13 protein-coding genes are annotated in these 14,867 nt (G+C 49.3%); 6 read left to right on the forward strand and 7 right to left on the reverse strand.

What is annotated here, in order from left to right; all coding sequences use genetic code 11:
• The first annotated feature begins 349 nt into the window (after positions 1 to 349).
• The gene (locus AC58P5_RS21575) at positions 350 to 1,873 is read left to right on the forward strand and encodes an MDR family MFS transporter (protein ID WP_497390199.1); all 1,524 of its coding nucleotides are present in this window, start codon (positions 350 to 352) and stop codon (positions 1,871 to 1,873) included.
• 260 nt (positions 1,874 to 2,133) lie between these two features.
• Here the strand turns inward: AC58P5_RS21575 and AC58P5_RS21580 are convergent, their stop codons facing one another.
• The 5 genes from AC58P5_RS21580 to AC58P5_RS21600 form a co-directional block, all read right to left on the reverse strand.
• Complete coding sequence (locus AC58P5_RS21580; protein ID WP_497390201.1) at positions 2,134 to 3,099, reverse strand: siderophore ABC transporter substrate-binding protein; 966 nt, start codon at positions 3,097 to 3,099, stop codon at positions 2,134 to 2,136.
• A 116-nt stretch (positions 3,100 to 3,215) separates the two neighbouring features.
• A complete protein-coding gene (locus AC58P5_RS21585; protein WP_497390203.1) occupies positions 3,216 to 3,974 on the reverse strand; it encodes an iron ABC transporter ATP-binding protein in 759 nt (252 codons plus the stop codon).
• Positions 3,968 to 4,921, reverse strand: a complete 954-nt coding sequence (locus tag AC58P5_RS21590) for an iron chelate uptake ABC transporter family permease subunit (protein ID WP_497390205.1) — start codon at positions 4,919 to 4,921, stop codon at positions 3,968 to 3,970. The genes AC58P5_RS21585 and AC58P5_RS21590 overlap by 7 nt, the downstream gene beginning before the upstream one ends.
• Positions 4,918 to 5,868 (reverse strand): ABC transporter permease, encoded by a 951-nt coding sequence (locus AC58P5_RS21595; protein ID WP_497390207.1) that lies wholly within the window; start codon positions 5,866 to 5,868, stop codon positions 4,918 to 4,920. Before AC58P5_RS21595 ends, AC58P5_RS21590 begins: the two co-directional genes overlap by 4 nt.
• Positions 5,869 to 6,046: 178 nt before the next feature.
• Complete coding sequence (locus AC58P5_RS21600; RefSeq protein ID WP_497390209.1) at positions 6,047 to 6,328, reverse strand: hypothetical protein; 282 nt, start codon at positions 6,326 to 6,328, stop codon at positions 6,047 to 6,049.
• A gap of 141 nt (positions 6,329 to 6,469) precedes the next feature.
• On the opposite strand from AC58P5_RS21600, the gene AC58P5_RS21605 reads away from it, so the two are divergent.
• Positions 6,470 to 6,643, forward strand: a complete 174-nt coding sequence (locus AC58P5_RS21605) for an Arc family DNA-binding protein (protein WP_497390211.1) — start codon at positions 6,470 to 6,472, stop codon at positions 6,641 to 6,643.
• Positions 6,644 to 7,317: 674 nt separating this feature from the next.
• Here AC58P5_RS21605 and AC58P5_RS21610 read toward each other — a convergent pair.
• Complete coding sequence (locus AC58P5_RS21610; protein WP_262685444.1) at positions 7,318 to 8,337, reverse strand: alpha/beta fold hydrolase; 1,020 nt, start codon at positions 8,335 to 8,337, stop codon at positions 7,318 to 7,320.
• 144 nt (positions 8,338 to 8,481) lie between these two features.
• On the opposite strand from AC58P5_RS21610, the gene AC58P5_RS21615 reads away from it, so the two are divergent.
• The 4 genes from AC58P5_RS21615 to AC58P5_RS21630 all read left to right on the forward strand — a co-directional run bounded on the left by AC58P5_RS21615 (position 8,482) and on the right by AC58P5_RS21630 (position 11,849).
• On the forward strand, positions 8,482 to 9,417 hold the full coding sequence (locus tag AC58P5_RS21615; RefSeq protein WP_256872278.1) for a LysR family transcriptional regulator: 936 nt from the start codon (positions 8,482 to 8,484) through the stop codon (positions 9,415 to 9,417).
• A gap of 164 nt (positions 9,418 to 9,581) precedes the next feature.
• Positions 9,582 to 10,271, forward strand: a complete 690-nt coding sequence (locus AC58P5_RS21620; protein ID WP_497390214.1) for a hypothetical protein — start codon at positions 9,582 to 9,584, stop codon at positions 10,269 to 10,271.
• Between the two features lie 315 nt (positions 10,272 to 10,586).
• Positions 10,587 to 11,084: a DinB family protein gene (locus AC58P5_RS21625; protein ID WP_497390216.1), complete on the forward strand. Its 498-nt coding sequence runs from the start codon at positions 10,587 to 10,589 to the stop codon at positions 11,082 to 11,084.
• 204 nt (positions 11,085 to 11,288) lie between these two features.
• Positions 11,289 to 11,849 carry a cupin domain-containing protein gene (locus tag AC58P5_RS21630; RefSeq protein WP_497390218.1) on the forward strand — a complete coding sequence of 187 codons (561 nt, stop codon included), beginning with the start codon at positions 11,289 to 11,291 and terminating at the stop codon, positions 11,847 to 11,849.
• 135 nt (positions 11,850 to 11,984) lie between these two features.
• On the opposite strand, the gene AC58P5_RS21635 is transcribed toward AC58P5_RS21630, so the two are convergent.
• The gene (locus AC58P5_RS21635) at positions 11,985 to 14,708 is read right to left on the reverse strand and encodes an alpha-mannosidase (RefSeq protein WP_497390220.1); all 2,724 of its coding nucleotides are present in this window, start codon (positions 14,706 to 14,708) and stop codon (positions 11,985 to 11,987) included.
• Positions 14,709 to 14,867: the final 159 nt, after the last annotated feature.

Genomic DNA, 14,867 nt, shown 5'->3' on the forward strand with positions numbered 1-14,867 from the left:
TTTTTACCTTTTCCGGAAAACCGGCGGTAGAAAATAAGGAAACTCTTGCGGGATTAAGACACTTAAATTACTTTGACAAGCAAAGTACATCTGTTTATATTGTAATACGGAAGGCGAGGTTTTCGTGGATAAAGAGAGCAAGTTAACTTCAAACTTGATACGGGGACACACGAATTATTCTCAAGCTGCTCCGAAGCGGCGATAAATACGGCTACGAAATTAGCAAGCTCGCTGTCCTCATCCCGGACCTGCTTCTATAGGAAGGGGCGGTCCTTGACGGACACAAAGCGAACCGGGGTCGTGTCACGGCCCTGTAAATCATTTCATTGAATCGGAGGAAACAAGCTTTATGGCACCAGCTAAAACCAAACACCTGGGCATCGTCATTGCGGGGCTCCTGCTCGGCATTCTGATGGCTTCCATGGACAATACGATCGTCTCGACGGCCATGGGAACGATTGTCGGGGAGCTCGGCGGACTCGACAAATTCGTGTGGGTTACTTCCGCTTACATGATAGCGGAAATGGCCGGCATGCCGATCTTCGGCAAATTGTCGGATATGTACGGCCGCAAAAAGTTTTTTGTATTTGGCATTATCGTCTTTATGATCGGCTCCATCCTGTGCGGAACGGCAACTTCGATCGTTCAGCTCAGCATCTACCGGGCGATTCAGGGAATCGGCGGCGGAGCGCTCGTTCCTATCGCGTTCACGATCATGTTCGATGCGGTTCCCGTGGAGCAGCGCGGCAAGCTCGGCGGACTGTTCGGCGCCGTGTTCGGCATGTCCAGCATTTTCGGGCCCCTCCTGGGCGCTTATATCACGGACTACATCCACTGGGAATGGATTTTCTACATCAACCTTCCTCTTGGATTAATCGCTCTGGTCTTTATCGCGGCCTTCTACAAAGAATCGCACGAGCATTCCAAGCAGAAAATCGACTGGCTGGGCGCGGTCACCCTGGTCGGGGCCATTATTTGCCTGATGTTCGCTCTGGAGCTAGGAGGCAAAGAATACGCCTGGGATTCCGCAGTTATTCTGGGCCTGTTCGCAGGTTTCGCCGTCCTGGCGGTTCTGTTCCTGTTTATCGAAACACGGGTGGCCGAGCCGATTATTTCGTTCGGCATGTTCAAGAACCGGCTCTACGCCACGAGCAACGCGACGGCAATTTTCAGCGGGGCTGCTTTTATAACGGCGTCCGTCTATATTCCCATCTTCGTCCAAGGCGTACTCGGCGGATCGGCCACGAATTCCGGCATGGTTCTGCTGCCGATGATGCTGGGCTCCGTCGTAACGGCCACGGGAGGCGGTTTCCTCATGAACAAGGTGAGCTACCGCGCCATCATGATCCCGACTACCGCCATTCTCGTGGTAGGTACTCTACTGCTCACCACGCTGAACGCGGATTCTCCCCGCTGGCTGGTCACGATCTTCATGGTGATCGTCGGCCTCGGAATCGGAGCTTCCTTCTCCGTGCTGAGCAATGCCGCGATTCATCTGTTCGATGCGCGCCAGCGCGGCTCCGCGAGCAGCACGCTGAACTTCCTCCGCTCGCTCGGCATGACGCTGGGCATTACGATCTTCGGCATCATCCAGAGCCACGCGTTCACCCGCAAGCTCACGGAATCGTTCGCCGGACAGGCGCAGGCGCCCCAGGGACTCGATACGAGCGATGCGCGCAGTCTGCTCGATCCGGCCAAACGGGCGCTTATCCCCGCTCCGGTGCTCGATAAGATCACGCAGGCGCTGTCCTCCTCCATCGTCCATACATTCGCATGGACGGTACTGCCCGCGGCGCTAGCGCTCGTATGCGCCATTGCGATGAGCCGGGAGAAGCTGGATCCGAACCAGCAGCAGGGGCCCGCTTCGCATTGAGGAGGCGCGCTGCTCCCCCTGCTGTTTAAGCAGACGCCAGCGCCAACCAGGCTCCTCGCGATGCTGCATAGCGACACCGGCGGGATGCCAAGCTTCCCGCGATACCGCGCTGCAGAAGACAGACGCAGTATCGCCAAAAAAGGCCTCCAGTTCCACCCTTTCGGGTGTGACTGGAGGCCTTTTGGCATCCTCCTCCCGAGACTCGGGAGGAAGTGCCAGGCAGTTCCGGATGGCTCCGGAGGGCGTTACTCTACTGCTGCTTACTTGATGCCTGCGCTGACTTCTTTGACCATTTCGGCTACGGATACAAGTCCGCCGCCGGACAGGTACCAGTAGTCCGGGTTCAGATAAATGATGTTGCCTTCTTTGAACGCTTTCGTCGTTTTCACCAGTTCGTTCTCGATGACTTTCTTGGCTCCCGCGCTTTCCGTACCGATAGCGGAGTCACGATCGACGACGAACAGGTAATCCGGGTTTTTCTCTACGATAAATTCGTTGGAGATGCTTTGGCCGTGTGTGGATACTTCAATCGTTTTGTCTACGGCCGGAACGCCGAATACATCATGAATGATGCCGAAACGGGAGCCTGGACCGTAAGCGCTGATTTTACCGCCGTTCACGAGGGTAATCAGACCGGTTTTGCTGCTTGCGCCTACTTTATCTTTGATTCCTTTAATCGCTTCGTCCACTTTGGCAAGCTCTTGATCCACTTGAGCTTCTTTGCCGAAAATTTGGCCGAGCTGTTTCGCGTTTTCTTTAAAGGACTCCATGTATCTCTTCGCGTCTACGCCCATGTAAATCGTCGGGGCAATGCTGCTCAATTCTTTGTAAGCGTCCTGCTGTCTGCCGGAAATAATGATCAGATCCGGTTTCAGCTTGTTGATCACTTCAAAAGCCGGTTCTTTCAGGCTCCCGACATTGGTGTACTTGGCTTCTTTGTATTTTTTGAGGTAAGTCGGCAGGCCGTCCTGCGGTACGCCGGCTACTTCTACGCCCAGTTTATCCAGGGAATCCAGGACGCCCATATCGAACACGACAACTTTGGCAGGGTTCGTTTTCACTTTTGTTTCGCCCAGTTGATGCTTGACGGTCAGCTCTTTAGAAGCCGCGGCCGTTGGAGCCGTTCCTTCTTTCGACGAAGTTGTAGCCGCCTCTTTATTGCCGCACGCCGCAGCCATAACGGCCAGTACGAGGGTCATGAGAAGCAGGGATAATTTCTTACTCATTGCAATCACTCCTATGGGTTTAATTGGGTTTGTAGTTAGCGGGCATGACACCGTCCGGCATCATCCGTCTAATTGGTTACCATTTGTAAAAAAAGCGGTTGATGGGAATGTGTTCCCTAAGCGAAGTACGTGCAAATCCTGCTGCCGTTTATGTTGTGAATCTCGATATCCATATCGTAAATCTCTTTCAAAACGGCGGAGTCGATGATCTCGTCCGTTGTGCCTTCTTTCACGACACGTCCGTTCTTCAGAGCGACGATATAGTCCGAGTGGCAGGAAGCGAAATTGATATCGTGAATGACGATCACAATCGTTTTGCCCAGCTCGTTGACCAGCCTGCGAAGCACTTTCATGATCTGGACGGAGTGCTTCATATCCAAGTTGTTCAGGGGCTCGTCGAGCAGGATGTATTCGGTATCCTGGGCCAGCACCATGGCGAGATAGGCTCTCTGCCTCTGGCCGCCGCTCAGCTCATCCAGATATTTGTCCTGGATATCCCCGAGTTCCATGTACTGAATGGCCTCGTCGATATATTTCTTATCCTCTGCGGTCAAACGACCCTGCGAGTATGGAAACCGTCCGAAGCCGACCAGATCCCGGATCGTCAAACGAATGTTGATATGGTTGGACTGCTTGAGAATGGAGATTTTCTTGGCCAGATCATTGCTCTTCCACTGTCCGATCTCCTTGCCCTCGATAAGCACTTCCCCCTGATCTTTGTCGATCAAGCGGCTTACCATGGACAGCAGCGTACTTTTACCTGCGCCGTTGGGACCGATGAAGGAAGTGATTTTGCCTTTGGCGATCTGGACCGACACGTTCTCGACCACATGCTTGCTGCCGTATAGTTTGGATACGCCCTTGACTTCTACCACGTTTTTTTCTCCTTTAATAGAAGATAGATAAAGTAGACACCACCGATGAAGTTAATGATCACGCTCAAAGTTGTCGAGAAGGTGAATACCCGCTCTACAATCAGCTGGCCTCCTACTAAAGCGATAATGGAGATAAGGATGGAACCGGTAATAAGAACGCTGTGCCGGAACGTCTTGAGAAATTCGTGCGCCACGTTCGCGACAAGCAGGCCCAGGAACGTAATCGGCCCCACCAGAGCGGTAGCGATCGAGATCAGGATGGCGACGACGACGAGCAGCCTTTTGACCACATAATCGTAATCGATGCCGAGGTTGACGGCATGTTCCCTGCCCAGCGCCAGGACATCCAGATACTTCGTGAATCTAGCAAAATAAACACCCACCAGAGCGATCATCACGACGGAAATGACGAGCAGATCCGTATTCACGTTGTTGAAGCTGGCGAACATTTTGTCCTGCACGATCAGAAATTCGTTGGGATCGATCAACACTTCCATAAAGGAAGAGATGCTCTGGAAAAACGTCCCGAAAATCAATCCCACCAGCAGCAGGAAGTACAAGTTCTGGCCCTGCTTCTTGAAAAGCAGCTTATACAAGACGCCGGTGAAGGCAACCATCAAGCCGACGGAGATAAGAAAATTCACGTTCTTGTTCATCAGGAAGCTCGCGGAGCCGGCCAGGAACACAATCGCGGTCTGAAACAGCATGTAGAGCGAATCGAGACCGATAATGCTCGGCGTCAGAATCCGGTTGTTCGTGATGGTCTGGAACACCATCGTCGAGAAGGCGATAGCGCCGCCCGTCAGGACAATCGCCAGGATTTTCTTTCCCCTGCGGGGAAGCACGTAATCCCAGTTGCCGGAAGCGTCAAGCACGAGAAACAGCGCGATAAGCACAAGCGCGAGTACGGCAAGGAGGCTGATTTTAACTTTTGCTTGTGAATTCATAGGGCCTTTCTCCTTGCCAGCAGCATGTAAAGGAAGATTCCGCTTCCGATTACCCCGACCGTTAAACCGATCGAAATCTCATACGGGAAAATGATAATCCGTCCCAGAATGTCGCAGAAAAGGACGAACACGGCTCCGAGCAAGGCGGTGTGGGGCAGCGCCTTTTTCAGATTGTCTCCCATGTAGAGCGTGACGATGTTCGGGATAATCAGCCCGAGGAACGGCAGCGTACCGACCGTCAAAATGACGACGGAGGACACCAGGGCCACGATGACGAGCCCGATATTGACCACCTGCTTGTATTTCAACCCCAGGTTAGTGGAGAACTCCTCCCCCATGCCGGCAATCGTAAACCGGTTGGCGAACAGGTACGCGATAACGAGCACCGGGATCGAAATGTACATGATTTCGTACCGGCCTTTCATCACCATCGAGAAATCTCCCTGCAGCCACGAGGACATGTTCTGAATGAGATTGTTTTTGTAAGCGAAAAATGTGGTGATAGAGCTCACGATGTTTCCGAACATCAGACCCACCAGCGGGATAAAAATCGTGTCCTTGTATTTCACACGGTCGAGAATCTTCATAAAGATGAACGTTCCCAGCAGGGCGAATACGAAAGCGATCAGCATTTTCTCCAGCGGACCGGCCGAGGTGAACAGCATCATCGAGACCAGAATGCCGAACCTTGCGGAATCCATCGTACCGGCCGTAGTCGGCGACACGAACTTATTGCGGCTCAGCTGCTGCATGATCAGACCGATGACACTCATGCTCATGCCCGCGATCAGGATGCTGACCAGCCGGGGAAGTCTGCTGACTAGCAGGATATGGACTTTATCGTCGCTCAGGTTGAACAGATCCAACGGGCTGATGTCTTTCACCCCGATAAAAATCGATGCGACGGATAAAACGATAAGCGCGATCACCAGATATCTCTTTTTCATAAGCTGTCCTTTGGGCGGGTAATTTTGTATATGTAGCTCGGTAGTAAGAACGTTTCTCATTAATAATGAGATTCATTATCATTTGGGTTCGTAGAGTATTATAACATCTCCCCCAGTTGTGTCAACCGGAAGGGGGGATTTTTTAGTAGTAGGACAATAAAAAGAAAACATTCAGAAATTAATTACCAAAGACACGTTGATAAATGTAGATGCCGTCCATTAATCCTTGCTTGTACATAAGTTCAATTGCCAACGCGGTTTGGATTTGTCCCTCTTCTTCGTATTTCAACAGCAACTCTCTTTGTTCATCCGACGCTTGTTCAAGAACTTCATTAAATTTTTTCTTAAGCAACTCAGATAAAAGTTGATAATCCTTATGTCCCATAAGAACATTTTGACCTAATTCATCCGTTCTTTTCTCAATAAATGATTTCAAATAGCCGTTTAAGTTTTCGAGCATATCTCCCACTCCTTTCCGATACCAAAGTGATGTCACTTAATTCCAATTCTATAGTGACATCATAACGATATCAAGGTGATCGTATATCGTTTTATTTCACCTTGCTATAATAATGACATCACTTTGAAGGAGGCCCGTTTTATGGCTACCAATAAAAGAGTCTTCACTCTGCGCCTAGAGGAAGAAAACTTCGAGAAAATAAAATACATCGCTGAAAGAAACAAACGTTCTATCGCGATGCAAATAGAGTATTTAATTGAACAATACGTTGAAGAATTTGAGAAGAAGAACGGCAAGATACGGGTTGAGGACTAACTCAACTTAATATTCTAAATTCATGATATAGTGCATCACTTTTAAAGAATGGGTTGAGCATTTTCGGGTTTGCTCGGAAAGTATCGCTTCAAGCTCATGTTTTTTATAGTATTTGCTTTCTTATAACGTGGGTCCTCTTTATCCCATCGCTCACTTTCAAACCATCCTACCAGGTATATTCCATATTTTTTTATTCTTTCAAATATCTACTTACTAATTGAGTTTCAAGCGCCTGAGATGTTCAAAGGAAATAAAGTATTTTCTTAGTGCTTAGGTTAAGATAAGTCCCCTGTTTAAGCACTACATGCTACCCACGTACGTTCTTTAATAGGTGATTGGAAATGGAATATAATGAGGAGAACGTAGCCCAAGCGAAGACGGAGAGCGTTCTTTTTATTGAACTAACTGGCAGGATAGATGAATTTTGTGAATATACTTCAGGTATGCGAACGATAAAAAAATAAGTTTAACTTTTAAGATTAAAGACGTGCTACAGTCTTCAGAGTTCACTGAATTCGTTAAAGGAAGTACGATCGCAGAAAAAAGAGGTCGAACCAGTAAGTTCTGGTGACCTCAAATCCGATCGGTTAGGTTATGAATTCATGAGAGATATAACCGGGCTAAAGAACAGGGAATCTTGCTAGGCCTGACAGACATCCAATGCAAGTGACGATCTATTCTTTAGTGCTAAGTGACAACAAGTGTTTTAGATTGTCATCAATAAATTGATTATCGGCACTGTTGATTCCACGACCGGCAAAATGGCCCCAGATCGATTGGATTGGTTTCAAGACAGCATTAGGTATACGCTTAGCTTCGTATTCATTATCGTCCGCTGTGCAGAAGAGATCCGTGCTTCCCGGCATGATACAGGCAAGAGCTTTTATGCTCTGAAGTGCTTTATCAAAGTCTCCGTTATAGGAGGGGTTTGCACTGATATCTGCATGTTGGCCTGTCCATAACATTGCCAGAACATTATGAGGATCCATATTCATAAAGCTATCTTCCCAGACACCAGCTACAAAATCCTCCAATGTGTCAAATCCCATCTCACGGTAAAGCTCTTCTCTATAAAATGCATGTGATAGTCCCCATCCCGCATACACCCGACCAACGGCACGCATGTCTGTAGAACTTAGTTGGTTTAATTTACTTGAGTCGAAGCCGACTGCAGATAGCAGTGAGGCTTTTACACCTTCCAGCACTACATATGTGTGAGGCCAAGGTTTGGCGATGCCTCCGAAAGGTGCGATTCGTTCGACCATCTCCGGGTAACTTGCCCCCCATTGAAATGCCTGAATGCCGCCCATCGACCACCCGACGACGAGAGCAATCTTTTGAATACCGAATTTTTCGGTCAGCAGTTGGTGCTGGAATCGAACGTTATCATAGATGGTTACCTGTGGAAAGTTAGCCCGATCAAATGGAGGAGGCGTGTTACTGGGAGAGGAAGATAGCCCATTGCCCAGCAAATTGGGAACGATAATAAAATATTTCTCTGGATCGAGTGCCATCCCGCTGCCAATGAGCCATTCATTCTGAACATGCTGATCCCCAAAAGCCGTTGGATAGACAATAACATTATCCTTCTGTTCATTTAATTTTCCGTATGTTTTATAAGCAAGAAAAGCATTTGGTAACGTCACTCCTGATTGTAAGAGTACATCACCCAAATTAAAAATTTCATAGTCCATCGTATAGTCGCTCCCTTCAAAATGAAAAACCACATGTTCACTGTGATCTCTTGTGCTCAGTATAGAGCTGTGATACTCTCAATAAAAGTGAATAGAATTCAAGATAGCATTCAATAAAATTGAAAGATGAAGGGGGAGCATCGGATGGAATTGCGTCAACTGAATACGTTTTGTACGGTTGCAACAACATTGAATTTCACGCGGGCAGCAGAAGTGCTGAGCTATGTTCCTTCCAACGTCACGATGCAAATTAAAGCATTGGAAGATGAGCTAGGTGTTCGTCTCTTTGATCGGTTGGGCAAGCAACTCGCGCTCACAACTGCGGGTAAACGCTTTTTAACACACGCCCAAGGCGTTCTTGAAAAAATGGACGAAGCTCGTAGTGCTGTCCATGATAATGAAAAACTAAGTGGTACATTAACGATAAGTGCGAATGAGGTTATTTGCTCCTACCGGCTTCCACCTGTCTTCCAACGGTTTCGTTCGCAGCATCCGGGAGTTCGTCTAATCTTCCGCTCAGTTCCGAATCAAGAGCTCAAGCAAACGCTCTTTGAGGGAACCACGGATATTGTTTATATGTTGGATGAACCCATTCGCTCGAGTGGACTTTCCGTGGAACCTTTGCTGGAAGAACATTTCCGATTGTTAGCTGCTCCAGATCACCCGCTCGCCAAACGAACTGTGCTTCAGTTGGAAGATTTTCACGGAGAAGTATTCCTGACGAATGAAAAGGGTTGTCCTTATCGAACTATGTTTGATCGATCATTTGAGAAAGAGGGCATTGATAGCATTACATATTTAGAGTTTCAAAGTGCTGAAGCCATTAAACAATGTGCAATTTCAGGAATCGGTATTGCCTTTCTTCCTGAGATCGTCGCGGAATCCGAAGTTGAACGCGGAGAACTTGTTGTCCTCCCATGGCAAATTCCGGACTTGCAGGTATATACACAGATGTTGTGGCATAAAGACAAGTGGCTTTCACCAATCATGCTATCTTTCATAGAAGCAACCAGCGCAGTTTTTGGTTCACAGAATGAGAAACTAGTTTTTCCGACCAAGGGCAAGAACTTAACTCCATAGCTGAAAAGGTTAAGAACATGGACCAATGTCGATTAGAATATTAATCTGTTTCGTTAAGCTAACGGGAAATATTAGTTCAATAAATAGGCTTTTACCACTTTTGAGCAACATGCTAAAACACCTTAGTACCAGTTAACCGCCCTTTTGTTGGATAGGAGAACCATATGCTTTGGTACAGTGCAATTCAGGAACCCGAAAATGATATTTACCAAGAAATTGATGAACCTGATTTTTCTATATCAACCCTACCATCTACTAATTCACCTGCATGGAATAGAATTAAAGACGATTTAATTCTGCAGTGGATCATTTGCCCATTTCTTAAGAAGAAGGAAGGGTTGTGCTACCAGGTTCCGATTCATACACCGGAGATACAAACTTACATTTTAAATCATGTGGCAGGCCACTTTAATACCGTTCAAGGTATCTATGAAAATCAAGAACTTACGATGATCAGACTCAGCGAGCTTAAATTGGCGACTCAAAACTATTTTCAAGACAAGAAGGGGAATATGCAGCTAATTAACCCGATTGTTTTTGACTTTTATATGAGGAAAGATCTCGGTTCGCAAATAAAGGGAATACTTGATTGCGAAAATGTTGAAATAATGATTCGAGAATTTCGCAACCTCTGCAAAGTGGAATTTGACGAGATGAATGATTCCTTATGGAAGTTCTTCAAAGAGACGCATCTCGATTATGAGGGAAACATAATTCTAGTTCCTCAAAACTGGCTTTTTAGCGACGAGCTTCTCACTTCCGAGACTTTAGCTTATTTTTCACGATTTGCACACCGTATAATCCTCACAATTAACAAAACAAATAACCATGTACGAGCAGTTGAACTAAGGTAGAACACTCATTTTAACGTAAGAAGATAAAAGTTGTTTCCTGACCCCTTCCACAATAATGCCTACTATATTTTAAGTCAGGCACAATTTGCTTGCTTAACTATTCGTAGCAAAAAGAAAAGCCGGAGCGCTCTGCTCCGGCTTTGTTTATTTCTAGTATTCTATCGGCGAAGCCCAACTGTCACGATCTCATGAGGCGCGACAGGTTCAATGGGAAAATAATACTAGAATAGAATTTTGCCATTGAATTAACGGTGAACGTTGGTTCAACATGAATACTAGCAGGTCGCCGCATATTAGTAAGGAGGAGTGGGAAGTATGTTTCATGTAAAAGATATTTTATCCGATCAGTTATTGGCAAATGCTAATGACCCTAGTTGGTACCTACCATTTTCAGCTGCAGTCGAAAATTTGTCCGAGGAAGCAGCTTTTTGGAAACCTAGTGAAGATAGCAATAGTATCGCTGAAATTGTGCAGCATTTACTTTATTGGAATGAAACATGGCAAACCAGGTACCAAAAATCTGATGTCAATACCGTGCCTTCCATAGGAAATAATAATAAAAGTTTTATAATTCCTAAGGACAAAAAATTCACTGATTTAAAAGATCAATTATTAGATGTGCTTTTAAAATGGCAAGATCTACTTACTGAAGAAAAAGTCGAAAGTGATGTAACCGGATTTCCAGTGGCTGCCAAGTGGTGGGAGTTACTTGGAAATTTATCAACTCATAATGCATATCACATTGGTCAAATCTGTTATATTCGGAAGCTACAAAAGAGCTGGAATGTAGATGAAAAACAAGAAATAATTTGACGAGATGCAAAAAGAACAAGCCGGAGCAGAGCGCTCCGGCTTTAATCATTTTATTATTCTATCGGCGAAGCCCGATGGTCACGATCTCATGAGGCACCCCGGTTGTGTCAACCGGTTGGGGGTATTTTTAGTAGTAAGAGTACCCATGCCCAAGCCATATGAATACCCTATTTTATAATTCTGTGAAGGGAATGAGGAAACTCCATGTATTACGCCAGAAATACGTTTCCATATCCATACTACGTTAACGCACCCGCGTATAACTATGCCAGACAACCTGTGGACCGGGCTATTCCACATGAATTAGAGAATGCAGACCGATTTGGTCATCGGCACCCCTCGAACACAAACGGCAAAATCGAGTTAAAAGATTATGGAAAAACACCGTTTGTCGTGAATATTAACGAGGCCGCAAAGCAAAACAATACTTATCGCACTGTCATATGGACAGGAGATCATTTACAAGTCGCGCTGATGAGTATCAACCCCGGAGAAGACATCGGTTTAGAAGTTCACCCCACAACTGACCAATTCTTGCGTATTGAACAGGGTCAAGGTCTCGTTCAAATGGGGGATACTAAAGATCATTTAAATGTTCAAAAAAGAGTTTACGATGAATACGCGATCATGGTACCCGCCGGTAAATGGCACAATGTAACCAATACGGGCCATACACCACTTAAGCTATATTCTATTTATGCGCCGCCTGAGCATCCATTCGGTACGATTCATAGAACGAAAGCAGACGCAATGGCTGCCGAATAAAAACACCATATACCCGCAGACATCCTCCATTAAGGTAACTGGATCTGTAACGGACCGTTCTTTAAGGACAAAAATAAAATCGGGCAGACTCCGGCCTTAAAAGCCGGAGTCTGCCCGATTTGTTTGATTTCTCTTCTAACGGCGAAGCCCGATGGTCACGATCTCATGAGGCGCGACAGACACGCGGATAGCGCCGTCCTCCGCAGGGATCGCCTCCCCTGCTTCCTCCATGATGGTGCTCTTGTAGAAGCCGCTGTGAGGCAGCGAGGTGCGGACAGGCAGCTCTGCCTGCTCCGAGCTCATGTTGAACCAGCGCAGCAGGATGTCTCCGGACTCCTCGTTCATTTTGAGCGAGGAGAAGGCCAGTTCCCGGCCCTCCCATTGGACTGGTGCGTAAACAGGCTTAACGGCGCCTGTATGCACGCCGGTCTGGCTGAGGGTCCACGGGATCTGGAACTGGTACGCCTGCGCATAAGCGCCGGAGATGACGCCGTCACCGCTGTGTGGAATAAGCATCAGGCGGGCCGTCTGCTCGCCCAGACACTGCGCCTCCGGTGTCGGGAACAGTCCCCAGTCGCCGAGCTCTCCGACTGCACGGAGCAGCGTCACGGCGATGGTGTTGCGTCCGTCGCGCAGCACTTCGTACTCGCTCAGGCCGAGGTTGGCGACGGTCAGACCGGCCTGTGCCTCGCTCACATCGACAAACGCCTGCTGATGCTGCGTGTTGCTCGGGTTTTCCCACTCAGCCGCAGGCTCGTTGTCCCGGCGGGCGATTTCGAAGACGGAATCGGCCGCATGAGAGCTTGCCTGAAGGTCCGTCGGGAACAGCGCGCGGATGCGATGATCCTTCGCCTGATTGTTGAAGGAGACGGACAGCTCCACGCCCTTGCCTCCGCGGTCCAGGCTGACGACGGTGCGAATGACCATCGGCACGGTCTCGGTGGAACGCTGGGCTTTGCGGTGCGGGAAATACACGATTTCCCGCTGCTCCCGGTCCAGCGTCTCGTCTGCGGACACGGGGATTTCCCACTCGTGGACGATTTCCACGGAAGCGCGGAAAGCCGTGTCTTCCAGCACGCGAACCTGTGCGGGAAGACCTTTCGTGGTCAGCGCGGTTTCGCCTTCCGGCTGCTTGTACATGTACTCGTTGCCGATGTCTCCGGTGTTCTCGTACACGCCGAGATCGCGGTACGTCCGTCCGCTCGCCTTGTCGGTCAGCGCAAACGATCCGTCCGGTGCGATCTCGACTTTGAGGCTCTCGTTCTCCAGCATGCGTTCGCCTGCGAACAGGGAAGCAGGCGCGGACGGCGCCTTATCGCTGCGCACCCACGCGTAGGTCTGGAGTCCGAGCGCCGGAACGTTCCGCGCTTCGAACGTCAGTTTCACCTTGCGGCACGAATACGGCTGGCGGAACTGATCGTCCGGCAAGTCGTAGCCGAACAGGAGTCCAAGGTCCTCCACCGTGCACGGGATGACCTTGCCTTCCGCGTCGACAAGCACGCGGCCCGACAGGTCCACGTTCTTCATGCGGCTTGCCGTTTCTTCCAGGGAATAGCCTTCCCGGAAGTACAGACGCGCCGCATCAAGCTCGATGGAGACGGTGCCGGTGCGTTCCCAGCCTGTCGTGTTGAACACGACAACGGGAAGGGCATCCTCGCCGAATCCCGCGAACACGCTCGTGTCGATCGCTTCGGCGATGGCACGCTTGCTGTCGTCCACGATGGATTCCGCCACGTGGCGGCTCTTCTCGAACCGCGTCACCATTTCGCGGTGCACTTCGTCCACGCTGCAGCCGCAGATGCTGTCGTGCGGATGGTTCTGCATCAGCGTTTTCCAGGCATACGTAAACAGATGATGCGGGTACTGCTCTCCGAGCAGATGCGCGAAGGAAGCGAGCGGCTCGGCTACCTTTTCAAGCAGCGCCTGGCCTTCCTGGTTCATCTGCTTCAAGTAGACGCGGGCCGACGCCGTGTTGACGAGCGTAGACCAGCCGTCCGTACGCTGGCTGCGCAGCTCGCCCTTGACGGAGGACAGCTCGCGCTCCACGCTGCCGCCCAGCGCCTCCAGATAAGCCGCGAAGCTCGAATGGACGAACTCCGTGTCCGGGTACAGCTTCCGTGCCGTTTCGATCGCTTCGGGCAGGTCGAGCTGGATCGGCTGATGGTCGCAGCCGTTCATAAACAGCAGCTCGCCCGTGGACGCGTACTTCTCGGCGTCCGCAAGCTTGCGGGCCCAGTACGCCTTCGCTTCCTCTTCTCCGGCCGGCACTTCGTTGCCGTTGGAATACCAGTTCGCGAACAGGACGCCAAGCACCTTGGAGCCGTCCGTTCCTTCCCAGATCAGCTCCGAGAACGACGATTCGTATCCGGAATCCGATACGGTGTTGTTAAAGCCGGTCGGCTTCACGCCGCGTCCGAAGAACGCGTTGCGGATGCCCGCCTGCCGCAAAATCTGGGGCGCTTGCCCGTAAATGCCGAACGTATCCGGGAAATAACCGATTTTGGATATTTGTCCGTACTTTTTGGCGTCCTGGTGCCCGATTTGCATGTTCCGCACGTTCGCCTCGGGGCTGGTCAGAAAAGCATCCTGCAGAATGTACCAGGGACCGATAAAAATGCGCCCTTCGCGGATGTATTTCTCCAAACGCTCTTTCTGCTCTGGACGAACCTGCAGGTAATCTTCGAGAATGATGGTCTGGCCGTCGAGATAAAAACTTTTATAATCCGGGCCCGCATCCAGTTTATCCAGCAGCGTATCGACCAGCTTCACGAGCCGGACGTGGTGCTTTTCGTAAGGCAGATACCATTCGCGGTCCCAGTGTGTGTGGGAAATGATGTGCGCCGTTCTTTTTTTGCTCATGATCATTCGCCTCCTGGCTTTTCTTTGTCGTGATGCCGTTTGTTTGCAGATCTTCTATTGAAAAAAGGGCCGGAGAGCTCCGCATCGAGGCAGAGCTTTCTCCAGCATAATTGTCATTAGTTAAAAACAAGCGACTGCCTGACGGGTCAAGGATAACGC

This window comes from Paenibacillus sp. JT31N7, from assembly GCF_059692095.1.

What these genes read in the sequence shown, in the direction of transcription:
- AC58P5_RS21575 (WP_497390199.1), top strand. Translation starts at nt 350, where the DNA reads ATGGCACCAGCTAAAACCAAACACCTGGGCATCGTCATTGCGGGGCTC.
- AC58P5_RS21605 (WP_497390211.1), top strand. Translation starts at nt 6,470, where the DNA reads ATGGCTACCAATAAAAGAGTCTTCACTCTGCGCCTAGAGGAAGAAAAC.
- AC58P5_RS21625 (WP_497390216.1), top strand. Translation starts at nt 10,587, where the DNA reads ATGTTTCATGTAAAAGATATTTTATCCGATCAGTTATTGGCAAATGCT.
- AC58P5_RS21610 (WP_262685444.1), bottom strand. Translation starts at nt 8,337, where the DNA reads ATGGACTATGAAATTTTTAATTTGGGTGATGTACTCTTACAATCAGGA.
- AC58P5_RS21580 (WP_497390201.1), bottom strand. Translation starts at nt 3,099, where the DNA reads ATGAGTAAGAAATTATCCCTGCTTCTCATGACCCTCGTACTGGCCGTT.
- AC58P5_RS21630 (WP_497390218.1), top strand. Translation starts at nt 11,289, where the DNA reads ATGTATTACGCCAGAAATACGTTTCCATATCCATACTACGTTAACGCA.
- AC58P5_RS21620 (WP_497390214.1), top strand. Translation starts at nt 9,582, where the DNA reads ATGCTTTGGTACAGTGCAATTCAGGAACCCGAAAATGATATTTACCAA.
- AC58P5_RS21600 (WP_497390209.1), bottom strand. Translation starts at nt 6,328, where the DNA reads ATGCTCGAAAACTTAAACGGCTATTTGAAATCATTTATTGAGAAAAGA.
- AC58P5_RS21635 (WP_497390220.1), bottom strand. Translation starts at nt 14,708, where the DNA reads ATGAGCAAAAAAAGAACGGCGCACATCATTTCCCACACACACTGGGAC.
- AC58P5_RS21590 (WP_497390205.1), bottom strand. Translation starts at nt 4,921, where the DNA reads ATGAATTCACAAGCAAAAGTTAAAATCAGCCTCCTTGCCGTACTCGCG.
- AC58P5_RS21615 (WP_256872278.1), top strand. Translation starts at nt 8,482, where the DNA reads ATGGAATTGCGTCAACTGAATACGTTTTGTACGGTTGCAACAACATTG.
- AC58P5_RS21595 (WP_497390207.1), bottom strand. Translation starts at nt 5,868, where the DNA reads ATGAAAAAGAGATATCTGGTGATCGCGCTTATCGTTTTATCCGTCGCA.